Origin of the sequence: Enterococcus sp. 3G1_DIV0629 (assembly GCF_002141285.1) — a bacterium.
Classification (GTDB): Bacteria; Bacillota; Bacilli; order Lactobacillales; family Enterococcaceae; genus Enterococcus_B; species Enterococcus_B lactis.
The window spans coordinates 16,870-39,493 of the sequence record NZ_NGLI01000002.1; the positions used below are offsets into that span (position 1 = coordinate 16,870).

The 22,624-nt window shown below is 38.5% G+C and carries 20 protein-coding genes; 7 read left to right on the top strand and 13 right to left on the bottom strand.

What is annotated here, in order from left to right:
* Nucleotides 1–43 precede the first annotated feature (43 nt).
* From treC to A5816_RS08845, 3 genes are all read right to left on the bottom strand, one after another.
* A complete protein-coding gene (gene treC, locus A5816_RS08830; protein ID WP_025478401.1) occupies nt 44–1,672 on the bottom strand; it encodes an alpha,alpha-phosphotrehalase in 1,629 nt (542 codons plus the stop codon).
* 451 nt (nt 1,673–2,123) lie between these two features.
* Nucleotides 2,124–4,835, bottom strand: coding sequence for an FtsX-like permease family protein (locus A5816_RS08840; RefSeq protein WP_086311185.1), 2,712 nt, complete (start codon nt 4,833–4,835; stop codon nt 2,124–2,126).
* Between the two features lie 9 nt (nt 4,836–4,844).
* Nucleotides 4,845–5,546: an ABC transporter ATP-binding protein gene (locus A5816_RS08845; protein WP_010731926.1), complete on the bottom strand. Its 702-nt coding sequence runs from the start codon at nt 5,544–5,546 to the stop codon at nt 4,845–4,847.
* A 184-nt stretch (nt 5,547–5,730) separates the two neighbouring features.
* Between A5816_RS08845 and A5816_RS08850 the strand changes: the two genes are divergently transcribed.
* From A5816_RS08850 to A5816_RS08875, 6 genes are all read left to right on the top strand, one after another.
* Nucleotides 5,731–6,330 (top strand): isochorismatase family protein, encoded by a 600-nt coding sequence (locus A5816_RS08850; RefSeq protein WP_086311186.1) that lies wholly within the window; start codon nt 5,731–5,733, stop codon nt 6,328–6,330.
* A gap of 80 nt (nt 6,331–6,410) precedes the next feature.
* Nucleotides 6,411–7,424, top strand: a complete 1,014-nt coding sequence (gene rbsR, locus A5816_RS08855) for a ribose utilization transcriptional repressor RbsR (RefSeq protein ID WP_086311187.1) — start codon at nt 6,411–6,413, stop codon at nt 7,422–7,424.
* A 108-nt stretch (nt 7,425–7,532) separates the two neighbouring features.
* Nucleotides 7,533–8,456, top strand: a complete 924-nt coding sequence (gene rbsK, locus A5816_RS08860) for a ribokinase (RefSeq protein WP_086311188.1) — start codon at nt 7,533–7,535, stop codon at nt 8,454–8,456.
* A 21-nt stretch (nt 8,457–8,477) separates the two neighbouring features.
* On the top strand, nt 8,478–8,873 hold the full coding sequence (gene rbsD / locus A5816_RS08865; protein ID WP_002373273.1) for a D-ribose pyranase: 396 nt from the start codon (nt 8,478–8,480) through the stop codon (nt 8,871–8,873).
* Nucleotides 8,873–10,246 carry a PTS transporter subunit EIIC gene (locus A5816_RS08870; protein WP_010731922.1) on the top strand — a complete coding sequence of 458 codons (1,374 nt, stop codon included), beginning with the start codon at nt 8,873–8,875 and terminating at the stop codon, nt 10,244–10,246. The genes rbsD and A5816_RS08870 overlap by 1 nt, the downstream gene beginning before the upstream one ends.
* Nucleotides 10,247–10,605: 359 nt before the next feature.
* Nucleotides 10,606–12,753 carry a glucosaminidase domain-containing protein gene (locus tag A5816_RS08875; protein WP_086311189.1) on the top strand — a complete coding sequence of 716 codons (2,148 nt, stop codon included), beginning with the start codon at nt 10,606–10,608 and terminating at the stop codon, nt 12,751–12,753.
* A 47-nt stretch (nt 12,754–12,800) separates the two neighbouring features.
* Here the strand turns inward: A5816_RS08875 and A5816_RS08880 are convergent, their stop codons facing one another.
* From A5816_RS08880 to A5816_RS08925, 10 genes are all read right to left on the bottom strand, one after another.
* Nucleotides 12,801–13,850, bottom strand: coding sequence for an aldose epimerase family protein (locus A5816_RS08880; RefSeq protein ID WP_086311432.1), 1,050 nt, complete (start codon nt 13,848–13,850; stop codon nt 12,801–12,803).
* A 233-nt stretch (nt 13,851–14,083) separates the two neighbouring features.
* The gene (locus A5816_RS08885) at nt 14,084–15,886 is read right to left on the bottom strand and encodes an FtsX-like permease family protein (protein ID WP_086311190.1); all 1,803 of its coding nucleotides are present in this window, start codon (nt 15,884–15,886) and stop codon (nt 14,084–14,086) included.
* Nucleotides 15,887–15,899: 13 nt separating this feature from the next.
* On the bottom strand, nt 15,900–16,652 hold the full coding sequence (locus A5816_RS08890; RefSeq protein ID WP_002373278.1) for an ABC transporter ATP-binding protein: 753 nt from the start codon (nt 16,650–16,652) through the stop codon (nt 15,900–15,902).
* An 8-nt stretch (nt 16,653–16,660) separates the two neighbouring features.
* On the bottom strand, nt 16,661–17,023 hold the full coding sequence (locus A5816_RS08895; RefSeq protein ID WP_002373280.1) for a YxeA family protein: 363 nt from the start codon (nt 17,021–17,023) through the stop codon (nt 16,661–16,663).
* A gap of 173 nt (nt 17,024–17,196) precedes the next feature.
* Nucleotides 17,197–18,069 (bottom strand): SPFH domain-containing protein, encoded by an 873-nt coding sequence (locus A5816_RS08900; RefSeq protein WP_086311191.1) that lies wholly within the window; start codon nt 18,067–18,069, stop codon nt 17,197–17,199.
* A gap of 49 nt (nt 18,070–18,118) precedes the next feature.
* Nucleotides 18,119–18,607 (bottom strand): DUF5348 domain-containing protein, encoded by a 489-nt coding sequence (locus A5816_RS08905; protein ID WP_002293229.1) that lies wholly within the window; start codon nt 18,605–18,607, stop codon nt 18,119–18,121.
* Nucleotides 18,608–18,743: 136 nt separating this feature from the next.
* Nucleotides 18,744–19,574, bottom strand: coding sequence for a DUF4097 family beta strand repeat-containing protein (locus tag A5816_RS08910; RefSeq protein WP_086311192.1), 831 nt, complete (start codon nt 19,572–19,574; stop codon nt 18,744–18,746).
* Nucleotides 19,575–19,588: 14 nt separating this feature from the next.
* Nucleotides 19,589–20,197, bottom strand: a complete 609-nt coding sequence (locus tag A5816_RS08915; RefSeq protein WP_002373283.1) for a DUF1700 domain-containing protein — start codon at nt 20,195–20,197, stop codon at nt 19,589–19,591.
* Complete coding sequence (locus A5816_RS08920) at nt 20,190–20,507, bottom strand: PadR family transcriptional regulator (RefSeq protein WP_002293224.1); 318 nt, start codon at nt 20,505–20,507, stop codon at nt 20,190–20,192. The genes A5816_RS08915 and A5816_RS08920 overlap by 8 nt, the downstream gene beginning before the upstream one ends.
* A 155-nt stretch (nt 20,508–20,662) precedes the next feature.
* Nucleotides 20,663–21,391, bottom strand: a complete 729-nt coding sequence (locus A5816_RS08925; protein ID WP_086311193.1) for a DUF554 domain-containing protein — start codon at nt 21,389–21,391, stop codon at nt 20,663–20,665.
* 161 nt (nt 21,392–21,552) lie between these two features.
* On the opposite strand from A5816_RS08925, the gene A5816_RS08930 reads away from it, so the two are divergent.
* The gene (locus A5816_RS08930; protein ID WP_025478403.1) at nt 21,553–22,434 is read left to right on the top strand and encodes a LysR family transcriptional regulator; all 882 of its coding nucleotides are present in this window, start codon (nt 21,553–21,555) and stop codon (nt 22,432–22,434) included.
* The last annotated feature ends 190 nt before the right edge of the window (nt 22,435–22,624 follow it).

Consider the following 22,624-nt stretch of genomic DNA (forward strand, 5'->3'; position numbering starts at 1 on the left):
CACGAGAATAGTTCGTAGGATCGGCGTTTTATACTTTTTTATTTTAGTTTTTCAGTAAAGCAATTGCCTGATATGGTTTTAGCTCCAGGTTTTGATGGAGAACAGTATCGGGATAATTATCGATAAGAATATCGGCTTCTGTGAATCCTTCTGGAATGGTGATCCTTGTATCTTTATCATAGAAATTTGTTAATACAAGCAGTTGCTGCCCTTCAAATTGGCGAAGATAGCCATAAACTTGCGGATGATCTGCTCCATAAGCATGATAATCGCCTTGTGCAACGATTGGATATGTTTTTCTCAATCGAATCAATTTCTTATAATAGGACAAAATAGAATCCTCAGAAGATCGTTCTTTCTCTACATTGATCTCTTCTAGCTTACCTGCAACTTTTAACCAAGGTTTTCCTGTAGTAAAACCTGCTTGTTCTGCATCGGACCATTGCATGGGTGTTCGAGAGTTATCACGAGATTTTGCTTTGATTCGACGGAACGCCTCTTTTTCTGTGAATCCTTGTGCAAGGAGCAACTTGTAAGCATTCAAACTTTCTACGTCAATATAGTCGGAAATTGAGGAATAGTCTGGATCGACCATGCCGATTTCCTCTCCCATATAAATGTATGGTGTTCCACGATTTAAATGGATCATGGTTGCTAGCATCTCTGCTCCTTGTTTTCGATACTGATCGATAGCTACAAACCGATTGAGCGCACGTGGCTGATCATGGTTATTAAAAAATAAAGCATTCCAGCCATTACCATCACTCATCTTTTCTCCCCAAGTATGGAACAGTCGCTTTAATTCTGCAAAATCAAATGGAGGAGTTGACCATTTATTGCCATTTTCATAGTCAACTTTCAAGTGATGAAAATTAAAGACCATCGATAATTCTTCTCTACTAGGTTCTGTATACAAGATACAATTTTCGATCGTCGTAGAGCTCATTTCACCGACTGTGATGATAGTGGAATCCGTCCCAAACGTTGCTTGGTTCAATTCTTTTAGATACGTATGGGTGATTGGTTTGTCTGTATATTCAGGTTTACCATCATTTTCTTTATTATTTTTCAATTGCTCGTCTTTACCGATAACATTGATAACATCGAAACGGAATCCTTTTACCCCTTTTTCCATCCAAAAACGAACTACTTTGAATAATTCCTCTCTTACTGCTTGATTCCGCCAGTTCAAGTCAGCTTGTGTCTGATCATATAAGTGCAGATAATATTTCCCTGTATCTCCAAAGGGCGACCAAGCACTCCCACCAAATTTTGATACCCAGTCCGTTGGTTCTTCTCTTAAAATGAAGAAGTCCTGATAATACTGATCCCCTGCTAGTGCTTTTTTGAACCACTCATGTTCTGTCGAAACATGATTTAGTACCATATCGAGCATGACTTCTATTTGGTATTCTTTTGCTTTAGCTATTAGTTGCTCGAATTCTTCCATCGTACCAAAGATAGGATCGATGGCTGTGTAATCAGAGATATCATAACCGTTGTCTTTTTGAGGACTTGGATAAATAGGATTTAGCCAGATCATATCGATCCCTAGATCATTCAAATATGGCAGTTTTTCTTTAATTCCTTTTAAATCTCCAATTCCATCACCATTACTGTCTTTGTAAGATTTGGGATAGATTTGATAAATGACTTTGTCTTTAAATGTCATGGATATTTGCCTCCATTCAACTGATTTCTTACCTATCACAACTTATATATACAAGTTATCATTTATTATTATAACTGAACAGAAAGCGTTTGTAAAATTTATCTTTATACTTCCTAAGAGGGTGTTGTCCAATAAAAAACAAGAGATCAGACATGTATTTGTCTAGTCTCTTGTTTAAAATAGCAAAATGTTCTTGTTTCTTCTATAAATGATGTTCAAAAGCTTTCATCTACGTCAATAAGTCCTTTCAAATGAAAAATATGAGGAGCAATTTTCGTAAATTTCTTCTTATTTCTTGAAGCTGACCACTTCTGTCACAACCTCTTTCTTAAACGGTGCTCAATCAGCTGACCTTCGGTATTAGCTCAAAAAACGGCAAAATATGAGGAACTATTTTGCCGTTTGTTTCTCTAATACTCAGGTCAAACCGCTGATTTCACAACCTCTATTTTTATTCATTCGATTTCAACGCATCAATCATATCGATATGCTTTAATTTGAAATGGGTAACAATCATCACAATAACCGTGAATACGATGGTTAATCCTGCTGATAAAACATAAGCCCACCATGTAATCACTAATGGAAAGATGACATTCTCCATAGATGCTTGTTGTAAGATAAAGTCAGTCAATACATATCCTACACCAAATCCTCCAATGATCCCTAAGAGAGTAAAGATGATATTTTCTCGAACAATATACATCGTGACTTCTTTATCAAAAAATCCAAGGACTTTTATCGTAGATAATTCGCGTACACGTTCGGAAATATTGATATTAGTTAGATTATACAAGACGATAAAAGCCAGCAACCCTGACAATACGACAAAGATTAATACAACCGAGTCTAAGTTCGCCATTGATTCTTCTTGCGTTTCGATTTGTTTGGACATGAAAGATGTATTTGTCACAGCGTCTGTAGCAAGCAGTTTCTCGGAAAGCATTTCTTCTTCTTCCGTTGTCATCTTATCTGTACGCAGCAAAAATGCATTATCCGTCATCGATTGATCAGTCACTGAAGCATAATATTCAGGGGACAGATAAATAAAGCTGCCTAGATAGTTTTTCACGATTTCTTTTACTTCGACTTTCCATTCTTTTTGATTTTCATCATAAAGCGACATATGATCTCCTGTAGATAAGTCAAATAGTTCTGCTGCTTTTTGCGTAATAGCGATTCCTGCTTTAGGTAAGGAACGTGGGTTCTCTTCAAGATCTGTTAAATGGATAAAACGATCAAAATCAGCTGTTTTACTCGGTACGATCACTGTCAGACTTTGCGAAGCATGCCCTTTTTTTCTCAATTCTACGGTTTGAGTATGAATAGCTAGGATCTCATTTACTTTTTCTTGCTGCTGCAACATATCCGCTGCTTTTTGATGATTCTCTTCCGTGGATGAATCTAATGTAACGATTGCTTGATAGTCAATGATTGGTCCAAATTGTTTGGCTGAGACAGAACTTAGAGAATCTTTCAATCCCACGCCCGCAACCATCAGACCGGCACAGCCAGCAATTCCGATAATCGCCATAAGCATTCTTGACTTGTATCGGAAGAGATTTCGATAACTGATTTTTTGATTAAAGCTAAGGCGTGACCACAGCGGAGTGATGTATTCAAGAAAAATACGTTTCCCTGGCTTCGGTGCTTTCGGCTGAAGCAATGCAGCAGGCCGTTCTCTTAGATCTTTGAACAAAACAATCATTGCAGCGCCAAATGCGGCAATGAAGAATGCGGCAGCTGCTTGTAAAATCGGTGGCCAGTCATAAAAAACAAGGGCACTCCCGATGTCATATCGCTCGTTAGATAGTTCAAAAATGATCCTTGGTAAAAGATTCGTTCCTAATATCGTTCCTAAAACAATGCCTATTCCTGAAGCTAGACTTGCATAGATTGCATATTTTTTTGCGATTTCAACTTTCGTATAACCTAACGCCTTCAATGTTCCGATTTCCCTGCGGTTTTCTTCTACCATACGCGTCATTGTCGTAAAGGTGATCAATGCGGCAATAAAGAAAAAGAAGACAGGAAAAACATTGGCGATTGCTGCGATACGTTCAGCCAGATCACCAAATTCTTGAAACCCGACATTTTCTGAACGTTCATTGTATAGGTATGATGGTTTAGTTAAATTTTCAATTTTTTCTGCATTTTCGTTCCATTCTTCCTCCGCAGAAGCTAGTTCTCTTTCTTTCTCAACTAACTGCCTTTCTTGATCAGCGAGTTGAGCTTCTTGTTGAGACAAAGTTTGTACAGCGATTGTCCGTTGCGCTTCAGGAAACTGCTGGATAGCTGCTGACTGCTGCGCTAACTGTTTTTTAGCATCTTCTAACTGTGTTCTTCCCTGTGCTATTTGTGCTTTGCCTTCTGTTATTTTTTGCTGTGCTGGTTCTAATTCTTCGTTTGCCGATTTTTTCAGCTCTTCTAAGCGTTCTTCGGGTCGATCTTGTAAATACTTTTCTGCCTTTTCTTGATTTTGCTCCATTTTATCTTTGTAAGCTTTGCTGTACGTATTCAAATTATTTACGTTCGTAAAATCAAGATATAAGACAGAATAAATATCCGTCTTGAAATTGGATTCAGGCAAATAGACAAAATAATCCACGCTACCATTTCCGACATTCGCGTATCCTCTCTCCAAATTGTTGATGAACAATGGAGAACGGACAAAGCCAGTGATGGTATACTCTTTTTCTTTCAATTCATCTGAATCAATCTGATAGACATCACCGATTTTATACCCTGCATTCTCCGCTTTTTCATCTAATAAAAGTTGGTTGGGTTTTTCCGGGCGTTTTCCATCAATTAATTGTAGCTTGTTCTGCCTGCTATTTTTGTTATAAGAAAAGATTTGGATCACTTCATTTTTGCCAGTATTGGAATAATAGAACTGTTTTCCTGTTTCTACTTTTGCATCTGGGATCTTTTCTGCTTGAGCGATATCTTTTTGTGTCAAGCCACCAGTAGAAACGATTTGCAAATCAGAAAGTCCTGCTGTACCAACATAGTGATCCATCGTTTTTTGCATGACAGGTCCAGCAGTTTTGACACCTACGAATAAAAGTGTTCCTAGCATGACAATGAGGATGATTGCAATGAACCGCCCTTTAGATTGCCGGATTTCGCGAAAACCTGCTTTAAGATATGTTTTTGTTTTCATAAAATCCCCCTACCATACAATCTCATCAATGGATGAAGGATGCTCATTCAATTCAACTGACCTTACTTTCGCATCATTGATGTGGATGACTCTGTCTGCGATGGGCGCTAAAGCAGAATTATGTGTAATGATCAAAACAGTATTGCCATGTTGTCTGCTAGCATTTTGCAATAATTTCAATACTTGCTTTCCTGTTTCAAAATCCAGTGCACCTGTCGGCTCATCACATAAAAGCAGTTTAGGGTTTTTGGCTAATGCTCGAGCAATGGAAACCCTCTGCTGTTCGCCTCCTGATAATTGGGACGGAAAGTTATTCAATCGATGAGCTAGACCCACTTGCGTCAATACTTCTACAGGATCAAGCGCATCAGGGGAAACTTCCGTTGCCAATTCCACATTTTCTTTTGCTGTTAGATTAGGAACGAGATTGTAGAATTGGAAGACGAACCCTACATCTGTTCGTCGGTAAGCAGTAAGCTGCTTGTCTGAAAATTGTGCAATATCTGTGTTATCAATAATGATCTGCCCTTCATCAGGTGTGTCCATCCCACCTAAAATATTAAGAATCGTTGACTTTCCCGCTCCACTAGGGCCAAGTATAATCACTAATTCGCCTTTTTCAATTGAAAAAGAAATATCGTCATTTGCTATAATGGTCGTTTCTCCCATCTTGTATCGTTTGTATTCATTTTTTACTTCGACATACTTCACTCTGATTCCTCCATTTTCACGATATTTCTCGCTAAATCTATGCATCGAATGCGTTTTCTCACACTTATTTATTTTACCATTGAATTTCTCTAGACTAAAGAAAGGAATCCTTTATTTAGTTGACAAATAAACGATTTATGATTTACTTACATAAAAAACATTGTTATTTGAAAGAAGGAACATCATGAATGATTTAAAGAAAAATATGATTTTTGATTTATCAAAAACTGCTTTTGTCGCGATCGACATGCAAAAAGGGATCGTAAATAACGGTACACTCTCTCCACACACTGCAGCATCTATTCTGACAAACAATGATTGGTTAGCAAGTACATTGAAACATACCGCTGCCTTGAAAGTTTTAGTGAATGTAGACATCTCCACTTTCCCTTATTTGAGTCAACAAACTGATATGGGTGGAATGACTGCTTCTGTACCTCCAGAATTCACTGATTTACTTTTGAAGGATTCTTTGAAAGATACAGATAATATGTTGACTATCACAAAATACAATCCAAGTGCTTTTTTTGGTACTTCTCTTGATCTTCAACTTCGCCGTCGTGGAATCGAGACCATCATTTTAAGCGGTGTAGCGACAACAAACGGTGTATATGCTACTGCATTAGATGCCTTTCAACACGGGTACCATATCGTGCTTGCTGAAGATGCTTGTAGTGATCGCGACAAAGAATCGCATCAATTGTTCATAAAAAAGATATTTCCGAAAACTGCACGAGTACGTTCAACGAAACAAATAATCGAAGCGATCCAACAAAGCAAATAAGTACTGGCATATGTGATTTCCATTTACTTCTTTTTGATTTCATGGGAAAATAACCACAGGATTTAGATAGGAGTATGAACATGGTGAAAAAAAAGATCACAATCAAAGAAGTCGCTAAACTTTCCGGCGTTTCAATCACAACCGTCTCCTTGATATTAAATGGAAATACGGAGAAATTCAGTCCGAAAACCGTTCAGAAAGTTTTAGCTGCTAAAGAAGAATTAGGTTATCAACCTGATTATTTTGCTAGACAAATGATTACCAAGGAAACGAAAACGATTGGCGTACTCGTTCCTGATATCACGAATCCATTCTTCAGTACATTGATGCGAGGAATTGAAGATATCTTGTACAATCAGAACTTCGTCACGATATTATGTAATGCTGATTCTGATCATCAAAAAGAAATCGAGTACCTAGCCGAGCTCACACGTCGAGGTGTGGATGGATTCATTATCGCGACTTCTGCTGTCTCTACAGATGCAATCAACGAAAATTTAAAAAAACAAGGCCGGCCCTTCATTGTTTTGGATCAAAAAAAATCTGAAGGATTTAGTGATGCCGTACGAACAGACGATTTTCGCGGTGGTTACCTGGCAGGTATGCACCTGCTTAGTCTAGGACATCAAACGATTGCCCTTGTCTATCCTGAAAATCTTCCGGAAAATGTCCACGCTCGGATTGATGGGTTTAAATCTGCTCTTGATGTTTACCAAATCCCTCACGACCGACTGATCCTCTTGCCTACACAGTTCTCAAAACAAGGCGGCTACCAAATCACGGCAAAACTTCTTGATTCTGCTGCAACTGGTGTGTTTGCTTTAAATGATGAATTAGCTTTTGGATTATATCTCGGATTAGAGGAAGCTGGAAAAAGCATCCCAGAAGACTATAGCATTATTGGCTATGATAATATAGATATGTGCGAATATATCAAGCCAAAACTGACGACGATCGCACAACCAATCTTCGAATTGGGGCAAACATCTGCCCAATTATTGTTAGATCGAATCCAATTCCCAGAAAAAGAGTGGGAAGAAAAACGGCTACCTGTACGACTAGAAAAAAGATTTTCGACTGCACCCTTGAAATAGCTTTCAAGGTGTGCTATATTTTTATCGAACTATTAAAACGTTTTACTAAAACGTTTTAAAAAATAATTCTTCCCATCAAAATAAATGAGATAGTTGGAGGTTTGTAAAATGAACACGGTTACAGTAATTGGAAGTATTAATATGGACACTACCCTTCGTTTAACCAAAATGCCAAAACCAGGAGAAACGATGCATGCACATGAGATTTTTCACGCTGGCGGAGGCAAAGGTGCCAACCAAGCAGTGGCAGCCAAACGTTCAGGCGCACGAACATCTTTTATTGGAGGTGTTGGAACTGACAGTGAAGGACAGCAATTGTTGGATCTACTGACGAAAGAAAACATCGATACATCTGGAATTGCTGAAATCGAGGGCGCCGCAACCGGACAAGCAATGATTATGGTGGACGCAGCAGGAGAAAACAGTATCTTGATTCATGCAGGCGCAAATAATGCTTTCCATGAACAAGAAGTCCGAAAGAACAAAGAATTGATTACAAACAGTGACTTTATTATTGCTCAATTCGAAAGTAGTTTAGATGCGACGATCCTAGCTTTTTCTATTGCAAAAGACGCAGGAAAAACAACGATCCTGAATCCTGCACCAGCTAGAGAAACCATTCCTACTGAACTACTCGAAAAGACAGATATCATTATACCAAATGAGACAGAAACAGAAATTATTACAGGAATCAGAGTTACAGACCATGACAGTTTGGTCGCAGCAGCTGAAAAAATGCATGAATTAGGCATTGGAACAGTAATCATTACATTGGGCAGTGTCGGTGCTTTCTACCACACAAAAAAAGAACACGGTATCGTCCCTGCTTTTAAAGTAGATGCTGTCGATACGACAGCCGCAGGTGATACATTTATTGGGGCATTGAGCAGCACACTTCAGCCAGACCTTGGTAACTTGAAAGAAGCGATCCTTTATGGAAATCTAGCCTCTTCTATTGCCGTACAGTCTTATGGTGCGCAACCTTCTATCCCTTACCGTGAATCTTTAGAACAATCAGCAGTCATAAATTAACAACGAGAGGAAGAAACAAACATGAAAAAAGGAAAAGTCATCAATTCAGATATTTCACGAGTAATCGCACAAATGGGACACTTTGACAAATTAAGTATCGGGGATGCAGGCATGCCTGTTCCCTTTGGTACTGAAAAAATAGATTTAGCTGTTTCAAACGGACTTCCAAGCTTTTTATCTGTTTTAGAAAACGTTTTAGAAGAACTTGAAGTACAATCCATTGAATTGGCGGAAGAAATAAAGACAATGAATCCGGAAATATTGGAAAAAATCAAATTCCTGTTACCAGATACACCGATTAGCTTTATCCCACATGAAGAAATGAAAAAAGATTTGAATAACTGCCATGCATTTATTCGTACAGGCGAGATGACACCTTATGCCAATATTATCTTAGTGAGTGGAGTGGTCTTCTAATGGAAACGACAATGAATCCTGAACAGATGGTACTGTCCGAGCAGATTCATATGCTGATTGATCAGTTAGGAGGAAAGGACAATATTGATTCTGTCCTCCCATGTGCGACTCGGCTTCGTATCAAATTACAAAAACAGCCAGCAGCAAATGTAGAAAAATTAAAGCAGCAAATCCCTTCCATCAAATATTTCATTTTACTCGATAGATATGCAGAAGTAATTATGGATCAGGGATTGGCTCCTGCTTATAAGGAATTGACACGTCAAATCGATCATACAGCTCCGAAAGAAAAGCTAAATCCGATCGAAAAACTATTTGGTTTGATATCGGAAATCTTTACGCCAATCATTCCCCTATTTGCCGGTTCTGGTATATTAAAAGGCCTGGTTGTTTTAGCGACTACGATTGGCTGGCTTAGTGAAACGAGCGGGACTTATCATATTTTGTCTGCTGCGTCGAATGCTGTCTTTTATTTTCTGCCAATCTTTCTCGCTTTTTCTGCCGCCAAAACGTTCAAAGTGAATGGATATATCGCGGCTGTCATTGCTGCAGCGCTGATTGAGCCAAATTTGACCTCTTTACTTTCAGATAGTGGTAAAGCAGCTACTGATTTTCTGGGGATTCCTGTAGTGCTGATGCAGTACACCTCTACTGTCATGCCGGCGATTTTAGGTATTTTCTTTTATTCTTTTGTCGAAAGATTCCTTAAAAAATATATTCGTGAAAACATGCAATTAGTATTTGTACCTTTACTTTCATTAGTCATCACGGTTCCTTTGACATTAATGGTCTTCGGACCTGCCGGTGTTTATCTTGGTGAAGGTTTAGCTGCAGCAATTACTTGGATGATGGATATTAACGGGCCGATCAGTGGAGCAATCATCGCTGGAGGCTGGAACATTTTGGTGATATTTGGTATCCAATGGGCTGTAAATCCTGTCATGATCAGCAATATCTCAGCTTATGGGTTCGACCGTATCGTTCCGTTGACAGGAGCAGCTAATTTTGGAATGGCTGGTGCAGCTTTAGGGGTATTCCTCCGAAGTAAACGTTCAAAAACACGTTCGATTTCTGGTTCTGCTTTCGCTTCGATTTTACTTGCGGGAGTGACCGAGCCTACTGTTTACGGAATCGCGATTCCATTGAAAAAACCATTTGTTGCTGCTTGCATCGGTGCAGCTGCTGGTGGAGCTGTCATGGGATTTGCTCAAGTGAAAGCGATCGCTTTTGTATTTGGTAGCCTGACCACATTGCCAGCCTTTATTTCCGGTACTTTTTTCTGGTACTTAGCAGGATTGGCTGTTAGTCTAGTCGTAGCAATGATCACCACCCTTGTTAGCGGGTTTGATGAAGACCTAATGTCGTACGAATAATGAACGAAAAAAGACTGAAGTGTGAGATGCTTATCACATATTTCAGTCTTTTTCTTTTTTAGGATCGTTATTTTTATAAATTTTTTGTGATACTCTCCAATCTTTGGTATAATTTACATATGCATGACCATTTTTATCCCCACTTGTTTATCCCCAAACAAAGATGGCTTATGCAATAAAATGAACATCAAACCACAACGAATGACTGCTCGTTGCTTTTTTACAACTTGTTTTATTTAGAATACACAAGCAGATTCATAGAAAGAAAAAGCTTTTCGACACGATTATCTGTTCAATCGAATAACTTATGAATGCTGAATAAAACAGAAAATCAATGAAAGGAAAAGGACTAGTTTATTATGAAAAACAAAAAAACGATGCGTTTGCTAGCTGCTACTTGGCTGATTGCTCCTACTGTTTTGTCGACTAATGCCGTATTTGCTGTAGATAATCAAACAACCGATCAAACAGTCACAACAGGTACATCTACTTCCAGCTCAGCTACTAGCGAAACAACGGATTCTTCTACAGAAGGCACAACCGGAACAACTGACTCATCAACAGAATCGACCGAACCAACTGATCCGGCTGATCCATCAGAAAATGAAAAGCCAGCCGAGACATATACCCTTACGATTGCTCCTTCTTTGATTGGGAAGATTCAACTAACTGCTTCGTCAGAGGATACCGCTGAACAGCAACCTTTGAATATCACAGAAAGCGGAACGGTAGAAGGTTTATCAGCAGGAATGAAGGTGACTTACACTATTACGCCAGCTGAAGGTGAACAAATTGCTTCAGTCGCTGTGAATGGTGCTAAAGAAGTGAACTATGAGGCAAAGACTTTTACAGTAGGTACGAACAATTTATCTATTACTGCAGAATTTGAACCTGTACCGGATACTTCAACAGAGGAACCAACTGATCCTAGTGAAGAAGTCCCTAGTACACCAGATCCGGAAACGCCAAATAAACCAGATGAGGGTAATAACAACAATAGCAACAATAATAATGGTTCAAATAATTCAAACAATAATAACAATAATTCGAACAGCGGGAATTCTTCGAATCAAACAAACCCATCTGGATCGAATAACAATGGAAATACTCAGAGAGAACCAAACCATCCAAACAATGGTTCATCGAATGGTGGAACGAACAATGCTTCGTCTCGTCCAAATACAGCAAATCAAAGCGGTATAGAGAATCCATCTTCTGCTTCTTCTGATTTTGTTGTAAAATCACCAATTGATGCTGTATTGCCTACAAATGCAACGAATGTCCAACAAGCAATCGTTCGAGAAGCATTCAAGCATCTTGGAAAACCATACGTATGGGGAGCAAAAGGTCCAAATACTTTTGACTGTTCTGGTTTGACTTATTACGTATATATGAAAGCAACCGGTCATTATATCGGTGGCTGGACAGGCGAACAGCAATATGCAGGTACGCAGATTCCAGTAAGTCAGGCCCAACCTGGCGATCTCGTCTTCTGGGGACCTTCTTCCGGTGTTACTCACCATGTAGGTATCTATATTGGGAACGGACAATTTATCCATGCGCCTCAACCAGGAGATAAAGTTCGAGTAACTTCTATTTCAGATTTCACGCCTGATTTTGCTGTCCGAGTAAACTTAGCAGGTTTACCTGCTGCTTCAGGTTCGCTGACAGGCGGCTCATCTATTTTAGATGGATTAGATGGCTCGTTCCATTTCAGTCAAAACCAAACAACTGATCAGTTCTTGAAAAAGATTGCAGATGATGCACAGGAAATCGGCCAAAAAGAAGGAATCTACGCATCAGTCATGATGGCTCAAGCTATCCTTGAAAGTGGATCTGGAAACAGCTTATTATCAAGCGAACCAAATCATAACCTTTTTGGTATCAAAGGATCGTATAAAGGAAGCAGCGTGACCTTCAATACACTTGAACAAGATAGTTCCGGACAAAGCTACCAAATCCGCGCACAATTCCGTAAGTATCCTTCTTACAAGGAAAGTTTGGAAGACTATGCCGACTTGATCAAAAATGGACTGACTGGCAATCCTGATTTCTACAAACCAACTTGGAAGTCGGAAACAAAAGACTACAAAGAAGCAACCAAATATTTGGAAGGACGTTATGCTACAGATCGCCAATATTCACAAAAATTGAATGCGATCATCGAAGCGTACGACCTGACAAAATATGATGAACCGAAAAAAGAAGCAGCAACAACTGAAGAAGCAAACGCTGAAATCCTCAATATGTCTAAGCGATTCGATGTGCCAATCAAATGGACAACAGATGGCGTGCCAATCACAGGATTAGAATTTTCAACGATAAAACGCGTCAACAATGCTTCTTCCATCTTCCGTGTCGCTTCAATCTGGGATTTGTGGAACACGTTCACGGCAAGACAGATACCAGAAACAACTACTCGTACAGTTAAAGCTGCAACTGTTCCTGTACTAACTTTGTTAAGTTTAGACAAATCATTCTGGCTTGATCTGCCTTTAAAGAAATAGAATAAATAAAAAAGGGCGTGTGACAGTGTCACATCCCCTTTTTTAATTTATTCTATTTCTTTATATTTATTTATTTTGTATTCCGTTACAAATTCGCGTACTTGGTTAGGTTCCAGAGTGACATCTCCAAAACTTTCAAGTCGCTCTGCTCCTGGTAGTTCTTGAGTCTCAAATGTGATACCGCCATGATCTACTAATTTTTTTCCGCGCATTTCTGGCCCATCTTCTCCAAAATTTGCGGTAAAAATCACAATTCCTGAAGCATCCGTTTTTACTTGGATTGACACTTTTCCATCAGGGCTTATCAATTCCGCTGCCTTTAGCAGATCAGGTTGTTTTTTCAATAAAAATGGATGATCGATACCGCCTACCATCGTTGATTGGCGAAAATCACTGGCGAATACCTCACCTAATTTTTTAGGATGTTGAAAGTCAAATGCTGTACCGCTTACTGAAACCACTTCTCCTGTAGGCATCGTATCTTTATTGAGCGTAGCGAATAATCGGCTGTTCAACCAAAGCGTATGTTCGTCGATTGGCTGTGCTGGATCACCAGTTAAATTGAAATAAACATGATTCGTCGGATTGAATACCGTTTTCCGGTCACTGATCCCTTGGACTGTCACTCGCCATGTATCATCATTCGTCAGTGTATACCGTACTTCTACGTCTAACGTGCCAGGAAATCCATTTTCCATGTCTGGACTAGTCTGATAGAAAATGACAGAGGCTTCGTTTTCACCATTAATAACTGTATAATGCCACTGCTTGGCTTCAAAGCTAGGTGCACCGCCATGTAAACAATGGCCAGTATCTGGGTCTGTTTTTACTTTGAATGTTTCATCATCTAATTTGAATGTGCCATTCGTGATCCGTCCAGCCATACGTCCGATTGAAGCTCCGATATAAGGATCTTTTTCCAGATATTCTTTTGCTTCATCAAATCCTAAAACCAACTCTCGTTTTTCATTATCGATCATTGTTTGAAAATGGACGACTCGTGCACCTAGATCACTGACAGACAAAGATGTCCCATTTTGATTCGTGATCGTAATCAAGTGATAATTTCCGCCAAAATTTTGTTCATTGATTTCCATGTTACTTGCACCCTCTTTTCTTTCATTTGTACTGATTCCAGTATACATGGAAACCGTTTTCTTAACAGCTTATTCCGTGAGTAACGAGAAAAAATTTACTATATTCTAATAAAAGATCACGAAAGAGGGACTGTGACAAAAATCTTGTCACAGTCCCTCTTTCTGAACAAACGGTGTTCCATAAGTAGCTTCTTCGGAGATAAGCCGAAATTTCTTGAAGCTGATCACTTCTGTCACAACCTCTTTTTCAATACGATTCCCGTATACAACCATGTCGTCAGTACATAGTAGATGAAATACAATACGAAGAAGATCGTAAATGGCACCCAAATATCTTTGTATGGATTTTGCATGAATAGACCAAACATTTGTAATCCGAATAAGACATGGACTACACCTAAGATTCCTGGTGCTAAGAATAACACACCTACTTCTCTACGGATCGATTGTTTAAGCAATCCGCGTCGTGTTCCTATCTTTTCAAGCATTTCATAACGAGCGATGTCACTCTTGCTTCCTGACAAGATCTTGAACATCAGACAGCTAGCAAGCATAGTCAAGAAAGCTAAACCTAAGAAGAATCCCATAAATTCAAAACCAGAGAATAGACTATTGTATACTTCATACATTTCATACTTCTGGTTGCTGTACTCTACTTTTTGCAAAGATGGATTGTTTGTTTTATTTTGTGTAGCAAGTGCTTTGATTGGTTCCAAGTTTGCTTGGAAGTCTTTTACCTGAACTAGCTGTAAAGTGGATTGTGGCAAGTTCAGTTGATTAAATTCTGTTTGACTGACTACCTTGATTTCTTTTTCTTGCTGTTCCGGCAATTCATAGCTTCGAAGCTCGTCTTGTACAGTCAGTTCATTCATTTTTTCAGCAGGAACTTTTTCTTTCGTGATCTTCGGCGGTGTTCCATCTTCATGTTTTATCATGACCAATGGTTGAGCTGCAAATTCACTTGCATTATAGTAAATCGTTCCCGCATCTTCTTTTTGAGTATAAGAAGCAGAAAGTGTTGGTGAAAGTTCTTTGATTTTTTGCTGATCTTCTGCCCGAGGATTATTCATCACTAGATCATACCCAGAATTATTTTCTGTCAAGTCTGCAATTTCATTTTTAAAACCTAATCCTACCGTCAAAGCGCCCAGTGCTAAGGCAAACAGCATAGCAACCATGGAGAGCATTTGTGTATATTCACGAATACGAAAACTTAACTGTGACAATGTGAAATTGTTCAATTTCTTCAACGAGATCTGTTCTGATTTCTTTAGTAATGATAAAAAGAAAATGATCACAGAATGGAAAATGAAATAAGTTCCCAATACGATCGTAACTAAGGCTACTCCTATACCAAAAACTTGATAGGTGCCCACGTGCTTCATCATATAATAACCGCAGCCTAGAAAAGCAATCCCTAGTACTACTTCAAGGAAGAACAAGAATTTATGCTGCTTGATTCTTGTTGGTGTCTGATCCGCACGAATCAATGCTAAAATCGGTTTTTTGACAATTGAAAAAGCATTGACAATAGCTGCTAATAAAAACAAAATAGCAAAAAACAAAACGGTGATCAACAATCCATGAATGCTAAAAGGTGTAAAATGCGAAATATTGATATCTAACTGATCCACTAATAATTGGTGGACAATACTTGTCAATCCTACACCGACAGCTGAACCCACTAAAGTAGCCGCGATTCCTACTAAGAATGTTTCAGAAAAAATCATCTGTGCGATTTTTCTGCCTTTTGCTCCTAGCATCATAAACATTGCATAATCTTTTTGCCGCATCGTCATCAAAAAAGAATTCGCATATAAAATATAAACGAAGGTAATGATCCCTAGCAAAACAGAACCGAATCGGAAAATGATAACTGTAGCTGCAACGATCGTATTACTTTTCAAAAAGGCTTCGTTGCTCGCCATTGATTCAAACATGTAAAAAATAGCAGATGCCATAACTAATCCTGAGAATAATACCAAGTAATCTCTTAAACGGCTCTTGATCCCAGTAAGTGATAATTTCCAAAGCATAGTCAATCTCCCCCTACTGTTCCAAGTTTCCAAGAATAGATAGTATTTCACGATAGAAGGAATCCCGGCTTTGCTCTCCACGTTTCACTTCTTGATGGATACCGCCATCCTTGATGAATAAAATACGTTGGCAATAACTTGCAGAAAACGGATCATGCGTCACTAGAAGAATCGATACATGATCTTTTGTATTCAATTCGTCCATCGTATCTAAAAGATCACGGGCACTTTTAGAATCCAGCGCACCTGTAGGCTCATCGCCTAATAAAATCGTTGGTTGGGTAATCAATGCACGTGCAGCAGCGACCCGTTGTTTTTGTCCACCGGAAATCTCAGAAGGATAGCTTTCCAAAATATGAGCAATCGATAAACGTTCTGCAATTTTTTGGACACGTTGCTTGATTTCTTTTGGTCTGACACCTTGTAAAGAAAGAGGAACAGCGATATTTTCTTGTGCTGTCAAACTTTCTAATAAATTGAAATCTTGGAAAATAAAGCCGATTTCATTCGCACGAAAATCTGCTAGTTGATTTCCTTTTAATGTCGTCACATCTTTTTGATTGATTCGGATATGCCCGTCTGTTGGTTTATCTAATGTGGATAAAATATTCAAAAGCGTTGATTTACCAGAACCAGAAGCGCCCATGATCCCAATAAATTCACCTTTTTCTACATCGAAGCTGATGCCGCTTAATGCTTGCGTCTTTTTCTCATTGTTTTTCCCGTATACTTTTGTTACATTCTGAACTTCGACTATTTTGTTCATTTCTTTCCCTACCCTTTAATTAGTTTTTCCAGTGCTGTTTTCGGCACATCTTTTTTTTCGACTTCTTCATATGAAGTGACACCTTTCTTTTTGTTCCAGGTGATTTTTAAATATGCTCCTTTACGAAGCGGTCGAGTCAATTGCCCATTGAAATCTAGTTCTTTTTCCTTACCCTCTTTCGTATAACCAGGCAGGATATATCTATAGTTGACTGTTTCTTGTCCAGTGTCTGCTTTGGATACTGTTTTTGCACCATCTGTCGTAATCTGTACATAGTATTCTTCTCCGCCCATAACTACGTAATCTGCGATTTTCACCCCTGCAAGTGCCACAACGATGAAAACAAGTAGTCCGATCAGAAGTTTTTTCACTTTTTCCCCTTCTCTCTTACTTTATATATTGATTATAGAAAAAAACGAACAATTCTGCCTTCGAATCATCTATCATTCTTCTTTCAATTTTGTCATTTTCTTTAAACAACTAAAAAAGAGTTCAAGACAATAATCCGTCCTAAACTCCTTCTTCCTATTTTACAAAAAGTATGTCACTTACGGTCTTTCATGTCGCCTGTATTGATAACAGGTTGCGTTCCTTTGTCTGTAATGATTGAGACAAGTAAATTATTGATTAATTGGACTTTCCGATCATCGGTGAAATTAATTTCTTGTCCTTCTTCGATTTGCTCCAAAGCCATTTGAGTGATTGTGACAGCTCCTTCAACAATGGTTTGTCGAGCAGACAAAATAGCTCTTGCTTGTTGACGTTGCAGCATGGCACTGGCGATTTCTGTTGCATAGGCTAAATGGTTCAAACGTGTTTCGATTACTTCGACACCTGCTACTGCTAAACGCTCTTGCAACTCCTTTTTCAACTCGTCAGACACTGCCGTAGTGTTTCCTCGAAGCGTCAAATCATCATCATTGAAGGTATCATACGGATATTGGCTAGCGATATGCCGGATGGCTGTCTCACTTTGAATTTCTACAAAATCTTGATAATACGCTACATCGAATAATGCCTTTGCTGTATCAATGACTTTAAACACGACTACCGCTGAGATTTCGATGGGGTTTCCGTCTAAATCATTGACTTTTAAAACAGAACTGTTGAAATTCCGAACTTTCAACGAAACAGTCATTTTTTGTGCCAAAGGGACCGTAAGGAAAAAGCCATTTTCCCGGATCGTACCTAAATATTGTCCAAAAAACAAAATCACTTTTGCTTGATTAGGGCTGACTACAGTTGCCGAACTTAGCAACAGTAACGCGATCAGCCAAAGAAAAATACTTAAAAATAGTGCCCAAACTTTCGCTTGCCACATGCCTAAATAGAAGAAAAATAAACCAACTAAAGCTAATACGACCAAACCGACAATTCCTGCATAACCATTGATATAAATTGCTCTTTTTTCTCTCATTCTACTTTCTGCGCTCCTTTATCCTTCAATATATATATAGTGTTGCTTTTTAATCTTTTTTTCGAATTCGCGCCATTGCACCTTCTAGTTCCAAATCTTTGTCTTCAGTGATGTACCAACCGCTTGCCTGTGTTCCTCCGGCTGCTTGCGGCAAATAATCCAATCTTGTTCGAACCCAGTGTTTTTCTTCTGTAAAATAGTCTTCTACCAAGATTTCTAGATCCATCCCTGCTGAAAGAGGCAAATCTTCCCGAACAGATTTAAAGATAAATCGTTCCTTCTCCCCATCATACTTCAATATTCCTGTATCGATAATCGGTAAAGAATAATAGTCCAGTTCTTTCTTCACCGTCAATAAATGTTTGAAAACTTCATGGTACACTTGCTCTAATTGACGACCTTCTGAATTGTTCGGATAGTTGACCATCACTTTTTCTTTATCTGGATCATAGAAGGTTTGACTTAGTTGAGTGATATAAGTATGTAATCTTTCCATTTCTGTTTTTAACTTTTCTCTTTGACCTTCTTCTGCCTTCATATACTTTTCACCCTGTTTTCTTTATAGATATATTCTTACTTATTTTACTATAGTTATGTGTGTTAAGCGATGAAAAACAGCAAAGATCCTTCCGATCTTTGCTGTTTTTTCTTAAAATATCCAGTTGATGGCTCGATCAATCTGTTTCATTGTCCTCTTGATCTGTCGTGATATTGATAGAAGTATCTTTGGCAGTGATCTTCAGCCGTTTCTGTCCTTGCTCTAACAAAGTACTTGTTATTGGCTGGTAGTCTTTTTCAATATGAGATTCACCAGATGTTTGGAGAGTATAGCCACTGTTTTCCATCTCATGCAAAGATAAATTACTACTGTTTAGAGTGACTTTTCCTTCTTTGCTGACCAAACTGTCTTCTAGATGTAAATTGCTGCTTTCACCTATGACGGTCAAGTTATCCACCTTGACTTCATCTAAACGAAGAGAACCTAATTCATCTTTCGCCGTTATTGTTCCTCCCGTAAATTCATTGAATGATACCCAACCATCGTGTGTCGTAGTATTCACTTTTTTGATCGATACTTCGTTGATGTCGATCGCACTATTATTCCCTTCGATCGTCAATTCAGATAATTCCTGATCTGCAGGGACAACAATAGTGATTTGTGCACTGGTGTCTTCCAAACTAATAATCGCACCTTCTGATTTTTTGAATGCATTCACGGTCAATACACCATTTTTCTCCTTTATTTCTGGCTTTTCTGTCTTATCGTAGGTCGTTTTTATCTCAAAATCCAATCCGCGTATAACTGACACTGTTTGATGTTCTGCATGGATGACGATTTTATTTGCCTCTTTGATTTTTTTCGTCTCCGTCACCATATCGATCAATCGAGGGCCATTATCCCAAGTCAGACTCTTTTGAGCACCTAATGTATAAGTTGCACCTGCTAGGAGTCCGCCAGTAACCATCAGGATAATACCGGTAATCAAAAAATGTTTTAATCTCATTTATCTGTCCTCCTTCAAACGCCCGCTGAATGCAGATCTCTTTTTGTAATAAAACGCCGTCCCATCCATTTAACAAAGTTCATCATGACATAAAAAAGCCCTTTTGTTCCTTTCAGCAACAGTGGCGAAATAAATACTGCGCTTCCCGTGGCGAACAGACCGACACCGATAAAGAACAACCCACTCAGAATCGATTGACCAAACACACTGATTCCTGAGATGATCATGAATAAGCCAATACCTAAGATACTGATACATAGGACATAGATACTAAAAATGAGCGCCAGCAAAGCAATCAATAGTCCCCCAATAACCAATATAAACCCCAATGCTAGTGGAATGAGGACAGGAGAAGCAAATAAACCGATAATAATCAACCAAATCAGACGCATTTGTCTTTTTGGACTTCTCACTAACTCATCTTCTGCTTGTTCTTCTTCTGAAAAGTAACTGATTTTTAATTTTAAAGCAAACTGCTTTGGTGTACCATATTCATCAATGACCTGATCTAATGTTTTTCCGGAATCTAAAAAATATTCCTCATAATATTGGATCAAATCAAAACGATCGTCTTCAGGAATTTCTTGAAGATGATCCACAACTTCATTCAAATAATCATTCATTTGTGCTCTCCTCCAATAACCGGTCTAAAGAATCTCGAAAAACAATCCATTCATCAATAATTTCTTCTAAATGACGACTTCCTATTGGTGTCAACGAGTAATATCGACGGTTCCTGCCTTCAAAAGGTTCATCATAGGTCTCAAGATACCCTTCTTTTTTCAATCTTCTCAAAACCGGATACAGTGTAGATTCACTGACTGAGAGACTTTCTTGTACGATTTTTGTTAAGGCATAACCATACATATCTTCTTTGCTTAATGCTGCTAACACAGTGCCATCAAGAAGAACAGTTGGAATCTGGATGTGCATTACGTCACCTTCTATTCTCAAGTGTAATATTTTATTCCAATCTATATTATACATCATATAATATAGTTTCAAAATCAGTTTGTCAAATACAAAAAAACTGACTAAAAGGTTCGATCCCTTTTAGTCAGCAAAAAATGGCTTCTCTTTGATTATTATTATAACAGTGGCATGATCCAATTCGTCCACATCCAACTTAGTGGCATAATAACGATCATCGCTGGTATCATGTCAGCTACTGGGAACATTTTCACGTTGATCATTCTAAAACCGGTAGCAACCATCAAGAATCCACCGCAAGCTTTAAAGTCTAAGATCATATCCGGTGTAGTCAATGGATAAATAAATTTTGCTAATAAGAACAAGATATAAAAAATAATGAATTGGGGAATCGCTACTACAGAAACGACATATCCTAAATTACATGCAAAAATTGCTGCTGTGAAAAAATCAAGGACAGATTTAGAAATCAAAATCGTACTGTCTCCAGTCATCCCAGAATCTAAGCTTCCATAAATCCCCGTACCACTTGCACAAAATAAAACAATGACCGTCACTAATGTGCTGATAAATTCATCGTGGGTCATACCAAGCTTTTCGCTAGGGAAGATTTTAGAAATAGGTACTTGCATCAATGCAGCACCCTTGTTTATCCCATTACCTAAATGAACAATCAGTCCAATCGCTGTTCCTATCACCAAAGCAAAAATAACAGCTGGCATATTTTTCATTGGCGCAATGGAATAAATCCCCATCCCCATCGAACACACGCCAAAAACCATCGTCAGCTGTGCTTTAAAGTGTTCGCTTAATTTATTTCCTACTAATCCGCCAATTAGTCCGCCAAGCAAAACGGAACCTACATTGAACAAAACTCCAGTTGGCATCAAAAAAACTCCTCTCTTTCTCTATAAAGCGAAAATCATTACAGAAAATTTTCTGCAATCATTGCTTTCACTGCAAGAAAGATTGTACCAGACAGAGTAGGTTACACCAATTCATTTTTTGTGTTAAAGTATTCTTTATTGGAATAAGTAGGAGGAATATGATGGATATCCATAAATTTGAAGTTTTTCTTGATTTAGCCGAAACAATGAATTTCACCAAAACTGCTGAACGACAATTCACCACCCAAGGAAACATTTCTAAACAGATTCTTTCGTTAGAAACAGAACTAGACGTCAAATTATTCGAACGTGCCCATAGAAAAATCGAGTTGACCGAAGCTGGAAGCTTGTTGCTCCCTTATGTAAAAAATGTCGTAGAACAATACCATGCCATGCAAGAAGTGCTTGAAACCTATACGCAAGAAAACAATCTTTCATTAAATATCTTAACGATACCAACCATGATCAATTACCAAGGCTTTTCCAAAATTACCGAATTTTTGAAACGCCATCCTGAATTTACGGTCCAGTTGAAAGAAGTGGAAAGTATCGAACTGACTTATGACGATACAAATGAACATAGTGATACGATCCACTTTGCCAGAAGCTTTCAGGCCCCACCAAGTTCGATTGAGTGGCTACCTACTGAAACAGACGATTTTGTAGCAGTTCTGCCTAAAACCCATCCTTTAGCTGCTAAAAAGAAATTGGATCTAAGTGAACTGAAAAAGGAGAATTTTTTGGTTCTTGGCCCTACTACGAACTTGTATCAACCTGTGCTGGACTTGTGTCGCGAAGCTGGATTTGAACCGAGAATCTCTTATAAAGGATCAAGGATCGACTTGATCATCAATATGATTGCAAATGACATGGGGATTGCTATTGTTATGGAAAAAACAGTCAAAAATCTGTTAAAAGAAAATACTGTGATCCTCCCCATCTCTCCAACAAAAGAAAGTTATCTCGCATTTACGCGTAAAATCGGTGAACATTCTTTGGCTTCAGACACATTTTGGGAGTATTTGAGACAAGAAGAGAACTAAGCCCTTCATTTTCTATCTATCCATCAAAAAAGAGAGCGACTCATGACTTTCGCTCTCTTTCTTGCATCATGTCCTTGTTTCAATGACACCTCTAACATTTCTCGTAGTTCAATAAGAAAGCAGCGATTTTTATGCCAAAAGAACCGTAAGAACATTTCCCTAATCACAAAAAAACGACTAAAAACCCCTA